Origin of the sequence: Brevundimonas sp., from assembly GCF_036399195.1 — a bacterium.
Classification (GTDB): domain Bacteria; phylum Pseudomonadota; class Alphaproteobacteria; order Caulobacterales; family Caulobacteraceae; genus Brevundimonas.
Window position 1 is genome coordinate 1 of sequence record NZ_DASWNO010000053.1, and the last position, 8488, is coordinate 8488.

The following is an 8488-nucleotide window of genomic DNA, read 5'->3' on the forward strand; positions in this document are numbered from 1 at the left end:
GTGATCGAAAGCTACACCGAGGTGGCCCGCCGCCTCGGCATCATGAAGGACATGCCGACCGTGATTCAGGGTGGATTGCACTGATGGCGAAGGTGAAGGTTCATGTGTTCCTGAAGCCAGGCGTGCTGGACGTTCAGGGTAAGGCCGTCGAGGGCGCGCTGCATGGCCTCGGCTGGAGCGGTGTCGCCAACGCCCGCGTCGGTAAGATGATCGAGTTCGACCTCGACGGCGCCGCCGATCCCGCCGCCGAGGCGAAGACGATGTGCGAGCAGCTGCTCGCCAACACCGTGATCGAAAGCTACCGCATCGAGGTCGCGTGAAGCGGCTGATCCAGTTCTCGGTCGCGGCCTTCGTGCTGGTCTGCGTGCTGATCTTCGCCGCCGCCCTGGCCGGCGGCCTGACGGACGACTCCGCCTTCACGCCCGCCGCGAAAGAGGCCGCCCACTAGCGACCCGAGCCGGCATCGTGCGTTAGGGTCAGTCCCCAACACAGCGAGGAGCGATCCATGGCCTTCACGGTCACGTCCGACAGCTTCAGCGACGGCGAAACCCTGCCCGACGCGCAGGTGCAGGCGAAGGGTAACCGCTCGCCCCACCTCAGCTGGGACGGCGCGCCGGAGGGGACAAAGAGCTTCGCCGTCACCTGTTTCGATCCCGACGCGCCGACCGGTTCGGGGTTCTGGCACTGGACGGTCGCCAACATTTCCGCCGACGTGACCGAACTGGCCGAGGGCGCCGCCGTGCCCGCCGGCGCGGTCGAGGGCCGGACCGACTTCGGCGAACCCGGCTTCGGCGGGGCCGCGCCGCCGCCCGGCCACGGCCCGCACCGGTACATCTTCACCGTCTTCGCCGTGGATATGGACAAGCTTGACGTCACGGGCGATGACAGCGGCGCCAAATACGGCTTCAACCTGCATTTCCACACGCTGGCCAAGGCCTCGATCACCGCCATCTATGAAAACACCGGCTCCTGAAGCAGGCACGACGGCGGCGGCGACCGAAAGGCTCGCGGCCCTGCCCAGGCTGTTTCGCGACCTGATGGACCAGCCCCTGAAGCCGCTCACGCGGGCCCGTCTGCCGTCGAAATCCGCTCTCTACGTCTTCTATCAGGACGACGAGCCGGTGAGTGTGGGCAGCCCACCTCACATCCCCGAGCGGCGCATGCTGGGTTCGTCTGTGCGCCTGTCTCTCTCGGCTTCGGGACGACGTGAAGCCGGCGCGGATCGCGTCGACATGCAGGTCGGAGCGTTGCGGGGAGATTTTCCGGGAGAGCGCCGACGGCCGATCGCGGCCCGCTGGCTTGCGCTTGACGACGACGAGCACCGGCTGATGCTCGAGTTCTACGTGGCGCTGTCGCTTGGGCTGTCGACCTCGCATCCGCGTATCGGCGCGGCGTTGAATCCTGCGGCGCCGCCTGACAGGCCCGGCGAACCCTGCTAAACGCCCGCGCCATGAGCGCAGCCGTCATCGTCTTCCCGGGTTCCAACTGCGACCGCGACTGCAAGGTCGCCGTCGAGCGTTCGACCGGCGAACAGGTCCAGATGGTCTGGCATCAGGAGACGGAGCTGCCGGCCAGCCTCGACCTGATCGTCTTGCCGGGCGGCTTCTCCTACGGCGACTACCTGCGCTGCGGGGCCATGGCGGTGCAGTCTCCGATCATGCAGGCGGTGAAGAAGGCGGCCGACGACGGCGTCGCCGTGCTGGGGGTTTGCAACGGCTTCCAGATCCTGTGCGAGGCCGGGATGCTGCCCGGCGCCCTGCTGCGCAACGCCGGCCTGAAATACGTCTGCAAGCCGATAAGCCTGACGGTCGCCAACGGCCAGACCCGCTTCACAGCCGGCTATGAAGGCCAGGCCGAGGTGGTGATGACCCAGGGCAACGGCGACGGAAACTATTTCGCCGACGCCGAGACGCTGGCGCGGATCGAGGGTGAGGGGCAGGTCGTGTTCCGCTACGTCGACAACCCAAACGGCTCGGTCAACGACATCGCGGGCCTTCAGAACGCGCGGGGCAATGTGCTGGGCATGATGCCACACCCCGACCGGGCGTTCGAGGACGAGCTCGGCTCGGCTGACGGCGCCACCCTGTTCCGCTCGATCTACGCCGCGGCCTGACGGGGTCAGACCTCGGGGTTGGCGGTCCGCTCCGTCTGCGCCTCGTCGTCGCCCTGAACCGCCAGGGACTGGTCCAACGCGTCCGCGTCGTCCTCGTTCGCCGTACGCACGCCGCCCGGGTCGCGCTGGGCCTGAAGCTCCCGCTCGCCAAGCCCCAGTCCCTGCTCGCGGGCGCGGTCGGCCTGAACCGTGTCGGTTTCGAAAACCGGCGCTTCAGCGGGCGTGGCGGGATCAGTGTCGGCCATGAAAGGTCTCCTTCAGTGTTCCTGATCCAACCCGTGCCGCTCAGGCCCGTTCCCGACAGAGGGTGAAACCTTGGCCGCCGCGGAACGTAGTTCAGGGATCCCCGCCCGGAGCCGCCCCCAATGTCCTCGATCGTGAAAGCCACATCCGCCCAGATGACGCGGCGCCTGATCGTGCTGGCGACCGCGGTCTTCGCCGTGATCATCGGCCAGGCCCAGACGGCCATGGGCTGGGGGCAGACGGCGCAGGAGTTCTCGGCCGACAGCGACGCGACCCTTCAAGTCGCGGGCTACGCCTTCGCCATCTGGGGCGTCATTTATCTGGGCGTCCTGATCTACGCCGTCCGGCAGGTGCTGCCGCAGACGGGCGAGAGCCTGATGATCCACCGCTTCGGCTGGCCGTCGGCCCTCGCCTTCCTCGGCATCGGCCTGTGGATCGTGGCGGCGGCGCTGGATCAGGAGGTGGCGACCATCGTGCTGATCTTCGGTTCGCTGACCGTGCTGCTGATCCCGCTGCTGCGGAACGCCGGCGTGATCCGGGCCCTCGACAAGCGAGACCGGGACCGCTGGATGACGCTGTGGCCGTTGGCGCTGCTGGCGGGCTGGCTGACCGTGGCCGCGCCGCTGAACCTGATCACCGTCGCGACGGGCAACGGGGACCTGCCGTCCGTCCTGAGCCCGACGGTCTGGGCCATGTTGGCGATCGTGATCGTTGCGCTTGTCGCCCTGGCCGTGACGCAGCAAATCCGAACCGTCGCCTACGCCATTCCGATCGCCTGGGGGTTGCTGGGCGCCTTCGTGGCGGAGCAGGAGCGCAACGCCCCCCTCGCCTACTTCGCCCTCGCCGCCGCGGTGGCGGTGCTGGTCGGGGCGGTGGTGCTGAGCTTCCGGCTGCGGCCCGGAACCGAGCGGCCGACGGCGGCCTAGGGCTGGTCCTTCCTCCCCGTTCTTCCGGGGCGGGGCCGGCGCAGCCGGGACCCGAACCCGGAACCCAGGGGACCTGACCGGCTGCCGGCTGCACGTCCTGCTAGCGCCCGGCCTCCTGGTTTCCGGGTTCCGCTGCGCGGCCCCGGAAGGACAGGTGTTCGGAGGGGGAGCTACGCCTCTTCGCGCGGGTCGTTGTCGGGATCGCCGACGTCGAACGCGCCGTCCTCGTCATAGCCGACGCTGCCGACTCCCGTCGCGGAGCCGGTCAGGCGCTGGCGCCGGCTCTTCATGGCCTGCCCGGGAGCGGCCGCGTCCATAGCCGCCGTTGCCGCCGGATCGTTGGACCGATCCATCTGCTGGTGGTCCGGCGGGGTCGGCGCGGTCTCGGCCGGCGTGCGGGCCATCAGACGCCCTCCCCGTCGAGACCCTCGCCCTCGTCATCGTTGGCGGCTTCCTTCGATGCCCGTTCGGCGATGGCGCTGGCCCCCGCGTCGTCGGCGGCGATCTCGGGCGCGTCGGGGTCTTCTGGCGTAGCGGCGGGATCGACGGGCTGATCCGTCATGGCGGCCTCCTGTGCTGATCCAGTGTGAATGAAGGCGCCGCGCCGATGTTCCGCTGGACGGCGGCTGACAGCCCCCCGTTCAACCGCTATGAGCGCGGGCCATGAGCGCTCCCGAAAAGACCATGGCCGAACTGGCCGCCGAATACGGCCTGGCCCCGAACGAATATCAGGTCGTTCTCGACCGGCTGGGGCGCGAACCCAACAACGTCGAACTGGGCGTCTTTTCGGTGATGTGGTCCGAGCACTGCTCCTACAAATCCTCGAAGATCCACCTCGGCAAATTCCCGACCACGGGCCCGCGCGTCATCTGCGGACCGGGCGAGAACGCCGGGGTCATCGACATCGACGACGGGGACGCCTGCATCTTCAAGATGGAGTCGCACAACCACCCCAGCTTCATCGAGCCCTATCAGGGCGCGGCGACCGGCGTGGGCGGCATCATGCGCGACGTCTTCACCATGGGCGCCCGGCCGGTGGCCCTGCTGAACGCCCTCCGCTTCGGCGATCCCTCTCACGAGAAGACGAAGCGGCTGGTCAAGGGCGTGGTCTCCGGCATCGGCGGCTACGGCAACTGCGTCGGCGTGCCGACCGTGGGCGGCGAAACCAATTTCCACCGCGGCTACAACGGCAACATCCTCGTCAACGCCATGTGCGTGGGCGTCGCCAAGGCCGACAGCCTGTTCTACTCGGCCGCCCCATCGCCCGGTCTGTCGGTGGTCTATTTCGGCTCCAAGACCGGCCGCGACGGCATCCACGGCGCGACGATGTCTTCGGCCGAGTTCGACGACGAGTCGGAATCGAAGCGGCCGACTGTGCAGGTCGGGGACCCGTTCGCGGAGAAGCTGCTGATCGAGGCGACGCTGGAGCTGATGGCGTCCGGCGCCGTGGCCGCGATCCAGGACATGGGCGCCGCCGGCCTGACCTCGTCCTCGGTCGAGATGGCCGGCAAGGGCGGTGTCGGCATCGAGCTGAACATGGACGCCGTGCCCCAGCGCGAAGAGGGTATGACCGCCTATGAGATGATGCTGTCGGAAAGCCAGGAGCGGATGCTGGCGGTGCTGAAGCCCGGCCGCGAACACGACGGCCATCGCATCTTCGAGAAGTGGGGTCTCGACGCCGCCGTCATCGGCGTCACCACCGACACCGGTCGGCTGGTGCTTAAGCATCACGGCGAGACCGTCTGCGACGTGCCGCTGGCGCCCCTGTTCGACGACGCGCCGCTTTACGACCGGCCGTGGGTCCAGCCCGCGCTGCAGCCGCGCCTCGACCACAAGGACGTCCCCGCCCCCGAAAGCTGGGTCGACGCCGTGATCAAGGTGGTCTGCTGCCCCGACATGGCGTCCAAGCGCTGGATCTGGGAGCAGTACGACCGCCACGTCATGGCCGACACCCTGCACGACTCGGCGACGGCGGCCGACGCGGGCGTGGTGCGGGTGCACGGCACGGGCAAGGGTCTCGCCATGACATCCGACGTCACGCCCCGCTATGTGCTGGCCGACCCCTACGAGGGCGGCAAACAGGCCGTGGCCGAGGCGTGGCGCAACCTGACCTCGGTCGGCGCGCGGCCCGTCGCCATCACCGACAACCTGAACTTCGGCAATCCGCAGCGGCCGGAGATCATGGGTCAGATCGTCCGCGCCATCGACGGCATGGCCGAGGCCTGCCGGGTGCTCGACTTCCCGGTCGTGAGCGGCAACGTGAGCCTCTACAACGAGACCAATGGCGCGGCCATTCCGCCGACCCCGACCGTCGGAGGCGTCGGCCTGCTGTCGAACTACGACATCGTCACCGGCTACGGGACCATGGCCGAGGGCGATGTGCTGGTGCTGATCGGCGAGACCGTCGGCGAGCTGGGTTCGTCCCTGTACCTGCGCGAGGTGCTGGGTCGCGAGGACGGCGCGCCGCCGCCGGTCGATCTGGCGCTGGAGCGGGTGACCGGCGACTTCGTTCGCGGCCTGATCGAGGCGGGCGACCTGACCTGCGTCCACGACCTGTCGGACGGCGGCCTGATCGGCGCGGCGGCCGACATGGCGCTGGCCAGTGACTGCGGCGTCGAGCTTGACGCCACCTCGCCCAGCCACGCCCACATCCTGCTGTTCGGAGAGGACCAGGCCCGCTACCTCGCCGCCACGCCCGACGCGACCGGCATCATCGCCGCCGCGCAGAAGGCCGGGCTCCACGCCTCCGTGGTCGGCCGGGCCAAGGGGCGCGACTTCGTGTCCGGGGACCTGTTCCGTCTTCCGCTGGACCACCTGCGCGAAATGCACGAGTCATGGATGCCGAACTGGATGGAGTCCTGACATGCGCCTCGCGCTCGCCCTCGCGGCCCTGACGCTGCTGTCCGCCTGCGAAGGCGGCGGCGACCCGGTCGAGAGCGCCCTGCGCGACACGGCCGCCGCCAACCACTCGGCCGTCACGCGCGAGACGGCTTCGGCCGAGCCGTCGCACGGAACCGGTCACACGGCGGTTTCGGCGGGCGATCAGGCGTTCAAGGCCTCGGAAGCGGCGATGCACGAGCGCATGATGGCGGCCTCCGGCGGCACGATCGACGAGGCCTACATCGCCAAGATGGTCGAACACCACCGCGGCGCCGTAGCCATGGCGGACGTGGCGCTGGCGCAGTCGCGCGACCCGGAAATCCGGCGCATGGCGCAGACGGTCAAGGACGCTCAGACCCGCGAGATCGCGGAGATGCAGGCGTGGAGGCCGACGGGCCAGTAGCCCCAGCCCTTCCTTCGTCCTTCCGGGGCCGCGCAGCGGAACCCGGAAGCCAGGAGACCAGACCCAGGCCTTGACCGCAGCCGCGGCCTTCCGTGACCGGCCCCCTGGGTTCCGGGTTCCGGCCCGGCTGCGCCGGCCCAGCCCCGGAAGGACGAGGAAATGAGCGGCCGTGACCCGGTGACGGTCGTCACATTTCCGGGCTAGGTCGGGCCTCAGTCCGGAGGTCGTGATGCCCTTGTTCAATTCGCTGTCCCGTCGCGGACTGCTGCTGGGTCTGAGCGCGGGTGGCGCTGTGGCGAGCGCCGGCCGCCAGGCCCTGGCCGATCCCGTCTTCGCCGAATACCCGTTTCAGCTGGGCATCGCCGCGGGTGACCCGGCCCCGGACGGGTTTGTCATCTGGACCCGGCTAGCCCCCCGCCCGCTCGAGATTGGTCACGGCATGCCGTCGCAGCCGGTGCCGGTGAAGTGGGAAGTCGCCACGGATCGCGGCTTCTCCAACGTGGCGCAGTCCGGCGAGGCCGTCGCCCGCCCGGAGATGGCGCATGCCGTCCATGTGGAGATCACCGGCCTGCAGCCCGGCCGCGACTATTTCTACCGCTTCATCGCCGGAACCGAACGGACCGCCACCGGCCGGGCCAAGACGGCGCCGGCCGCCGGCGCGGCGGTCGCGCGCGCCCGCTTCGGCGTCCTGGGGTGCCAAGCCTACGAGCAGGGCTTCTACACCGCCCACCGCAAGGCGGCGGCCGAGGACCTCGACTTCGTCTACTGCTACGGCGACTACATCTACGAAGGGCGCGGCAGCCGGACCTACACCGGCTCGGGCGGGACGATGGAGAACCCGCGCCAGCACGTCGGCGGCGAGACCTATTCGCTGGACGACTACCGGCGCCGCTACGCCCAGTACAAGATGGACACGGACCTGCAGGCCAGCCATGCCGCGACCGCGTGGTTCGTCACCTGGGACGATCACGAGATCGCCAACAACTGGGTCTCGGCCGCCGACGACGGCGTCCCGCCCGAGACCTTCCTGCTGCGGCGGCAGGCGGCGGCGCAGGCCTTCTACGAGCACATGCCGCTGCGCCGCTCGGCCTTCCCGCGCGGGGCCAACATCCAGCTATACCGTCAGGCCGGCTGGGGCGACCTGATGGACCTGAACTTCCTCGACACGCGCCAGTACCGGACCGACCAGCCCTGCGGCGACGCCTGGGCGTCGACCTGCGACGCCGTAGCCGCCGCCGAGGCCCAGGTGCTGGGCGAGGCGCAGGAGGCGTGGCTGTACCGGAACCTCGACCGGTCGAACGCCCGCTGGAAGGTGCTGGCGCAGCAGATCATGGTCATGGATCTGGACCGCAAGGAGGGGCCGGAGACGGGCTACAACCTCGACACCTGGGCCGGCTATGCGATCCCACGCAAGCGGTTGCTGCAGCGGATCAAGGATCGCCGCATCGGCGACACCATCGTGCTGACCGGCGACGAGCACCAGAATTACGCCGGCGAACTGCACCTCGACAGCCGCAACCCGGAAGGCGCGCCGGTCGCCGCCGAGTTCGTCACGACCTCGATCAGCTCGTCCGGCGACGGTCAGGACCAGCGCGCCGACGGCCGCCGCTACCTCGCCGACAACCCGTTCCTGAAGTTCAACAACGCCCAGCGCGGCTATGTCGTCTGCGACGTGACTCCCGAGGTCTGGAAGACCGAGTTCAAGGTGCTGGACAAGGTGTCGGACAAGATGGGGACGCTGACCACCCGGGCCACGTTCGCGGTCGAGAGCGGCTCCGCGCGGGTGATGGCGGGTTAAAGGTCGGGACGGTCCGCGAGCAGGGCGACCAGCCTGTCCGGCTTGCCGTCGAACAGCCGGTCCAGCAGGTCCTGCACCTCGCCCTCCACGTAGGTCTGGCGGTCGATCAAGGCGTGATAGCGCTG

At 69.3% G+C, this 8488-nt stretch carries 13 protein-coding genes and 1 pseudogene; 10 read left to right on the plus strand and 4 right to left on the minus strand.

The features are described 5' to 3' along the window. The 6 genes and pseudogenes from VGB60_RS02620 to purQ form a co-directional block, all read left to right on the plus strand. Positions 1 to 84: pseudogene (locus tag VGB60_RS02620) on the plus strand (phosphoribosylaminoimidazolesuccinocarboxamide synthase); the annotation flags it as partial. Next, complete coding sequence (gene purS, locus VGB60_RS02625) at positions 84 to 320, plus strand: phosphoribosylformylglycinamidine synthase subunit PurS (protein ID WP_331036727.1); 237 nt, start codon at positions 84 to 86, stop codon at positions 318 to 320. The pseudogene VGB60_RS02620 and the gene purS, both read left to right, overlap by 1 nt. After that, positions 317 to 448, plus strand: a complete 132-nt coding sequence (locus VGB60_RS02630; RefSeq protein ID WP_331036728.1) for a hypothetical protein — start codon at positions 317 to 319, stop codon at positions 446 to 448. Before purS ends, VGB60_RS02630 begins: the two co-directional genes overlap by 4 nt. A 57-nt stretch (positions 449 to 505) precedes the next feature. After that, positions 506 to 973, plus strand: a complete 468-nt coding sequence (locus VGB60_RS02635; RefSeq protein ID WP_331036729.1) for a YbhB/YbcL family Raf kinase inhibitor-like protein — start codon at positions 506 to 508, stop codon at positions 971 to 973. After that, the gene (locus tag VGB60_RS02640) at positions 954 to 1439 is read left to right on the plus strand and encodes a hypothetical protein (protein ID WP_331036730.1); all 486 of its coding nucleotides are present in this window, start codon (positions 954 to 956) and stop codon (positions 1437 to 1439) included. The genes VGB60_RS02635 and VGB60_RS02640 overlap by 20 nt, the downstream gene beginning before the upstream one ends. A gap of 11 nt (positions 1440 to 1450) precedes the next feature. Beyond that, positions 1451 to 2113 (plus strand): phosphoribosylformylglycinamidine synthase subunit PurQ, encoded by a 663-nt coding sequence (gene purQ / locus VGB60_RS02645; protein ID WP_331036731.1) that lies wholly within the window; start codon positions 1451 to 1453, stop codon positions 2111 to 2113. Between the two features lie 5 nt (positions 2114 to 2118). Here purQ and VGB60_RS02650 read toward each other — a convergent pair whose 3' ends face one another. Further along, positions 2119 to 2358 carry a hypothetical protein gene (locus tag VGB60_RS02650; protein ID WP_331036732.1) on the minus strand — a complete coding sequence of 80 codons (240 nt, stop codon included), beginning with the start codon at positions 2356 to 2358 and terminating at the stop codon, positions 2119 to 2121. A 120-nt stretch (positions 2359 to 2478) separates the two neighbouring features. On the opposite strand from VGB60_RS02650, the gene VGB60_RS02655 reads away from it, so the two are divergent. After that, positions 2479 to 3282, plus strand: coding sequence for a hypothetical protein (locus VGB60_RS02655; protein WP_331036733.1), 804 nt, complete (start codon positions 2479 to 2481; stop codon positions 3280 to 3282). A gap of 170 nt (positions 3283 to 3452) precedes the next feature. Here VGB60_RS02655 and VGB60_RS02660 read toward each other — a convergent pair whose 3' ends face one another. Together VGB60_RS02660 and VGB60_RS02665 are read right to left on the minus strand one after the other, a co-directional pair. Next, positions 3453 to 3686 (minus strand): Tat pathway signal protein, encoded by a 234-nt coding sequence (locus VGB60_RS02660; protein ID WP_331036734.1) that lies wholly within the window; start codon positions 3684 to 3686, stop codon positions 3453 to 3455. Beyond that, positions 3686 to 3844, minus strand: a complete 159-nt coding sequence (locus VGB60_RS02665; RefSeq protein WP_331036735.1) for a hypothetical protein — start codon at positions 3842 to 3844, stop codon at positions 3686 to 3688. Before VGB60_RS02665 ends, VGB60_RS02660 begins: the two co-directional genes overlap by 1 nt. A 101-nt stretch (positions 3845 to 3945) precedes the next feature. Between VGB60_RS02665 and purL the strand changes: the two genes are divergently transcribed. The 3 genes from purL to VGB60_RS02680 all read left to right on the plus strand — a co-directional run bounded on the left by purL (position 3946) and on the right by VGB60_RS02680 (position 8363). After that, complete coding sequence (gene purL, locus VGB60_RS02670; protein ID WP_331036736.1) at positions 3946 to 6144, plus strand: phosphoribosylformylglycinamidine synthase subunit PurL; 2199 nt, start codon at positions 3946 to 3948, stop codon at positions 6142 to 6144. A 1-nt stretch (position 6145) separates the two neighbouring features. Continuing rightward, on the plus strand, positions 6146 to 6565 hold the full coding sequence (locus tag VGB60_RS02675) for a DUF305 domain-containing protein (protein ID WP_331036737.1): 420 nt from the start codon (positions 6146 to 6148) through the stop codon (positions 6563 to 6565). A 229-nt stretch (positions 6566 to 6794) separates the two neighbouring features. Continuing rightward, positions 6795 to 8363 carry an alkaline phosphatase D family protein gene (locus tag VGB60_RS02680; RefSeq protein ID WP_331036738.1) on the plus strand — a complete coding sequence of 523 codons (1569 nt, stop codon included), beginning with the start codon at positions 6795 to 6797 and terminating at the stop codon, positions 8361 to 8363. Here the strand turns inward: VGB60_RS02680 and VGB60_RS13315 are convergent. Continuing rightward, positions 8360 to 8473 carry a hypothetical protein gene (locus VGB60_RS13315; protein WP_414644456.1) on the minus strand — a complete coding sequence of 38 codons (114 nt, stop codon included), beginning with the start codon at positions 8471 to 8473 and terminating at the stop codon, positions 8360 to 8362. The two genes, VGB60_RS02680 and VGB60_RS13315, sit on opposite strands and share 4 nt — an antisense overlap. Between the last annotated feature and the right edge of the window lie 15 nt (positions 8474 to 8488).

What these genes read in the sequence shown, in the direction of transcription:
- purS (WP_331036727.1), top strand. Translation starts at nt 84, where the DNA reads ATGGCGAAGGTGAAGGTTCATGTGTTCCTGAAGCCAGGCGTGCTGGAC.
- VGB60_RS02635 (WP_331036729.1), top strand. Translation starts at nt 506, where the DNA reads ATGGCCTTCACGGTCACGTCCGACAGCTTCAGCGACGGCGAAACCCTG.
- VGB60_RS02640 (WP_331036730.1), top strand. Translation starts at nt 954, where the DNA reads ATGAAAACACCGGCTCCTGAAGCAGGCACGACGGCGGCGGCGACCGAA.
- purQ (WP_331036731.1), top strand. Translation starts at nt 1,451, where the DNA reads ATGAGCGCAGCCGTCATCGTCTTCCCGGGTTCCAACTGCGACCGCGAC.
- VGB60_RS02650 (WP_331036732.1), bottom strand. Translation starts at nt 2,358, where the DNA reads ATGGCCGACACTGATCCCGCCACGCCCGCTGAAGCGCCGGTTTTCGAA.
- VGB60_RS02655 (WP_331036733.1), top strand. Translation starts at nt 2,479, where the DNA reads ATGTCCTCGATCGTGAAAGCCACATCCGCCCAGATGACGCGGCGCCTG.
- VGB60_RS02660 (WP_331036734.1), bottom strand. Translation starts at nt 3,686, where the DNA reads ATGGCCCGCACGCCGGCCGAGACCGCGCCGACCCCGCCGGACCACCAG.
- VGB60_RS02665 (WP_331036735.1), bottom strand. Translation starts at nt 3,844, where the DNA reads ATGACGGATCAGCCCGTCGATCCCGCCGCTACGCCAGAAGACCCCGAC.
- purL (WP_331036736.1), top strand. Translation starts at nt 3,946, where the DNA reads ATGAGCGCTCCCGAAAAGACCATGGCCGAACTGGCCGCCGAATACGGC.
- VGB60_RS02675 (WP_331036737.1), top strand. Translation starts at nt 6,146, where the DNA reads ATGCGCCTCGCGCTCGCCCTCGCGGCCCTGACGCTGCTGTCCGCCTGC.
- VGB60_RS02680 (WP_331036738.1), top strand. Translation starts at nt 6,795, where the DNA reads ATGCCCTTGTTCAATTCGCTGTCCCGTCGCGGACTGCTGCTGGGTCTG.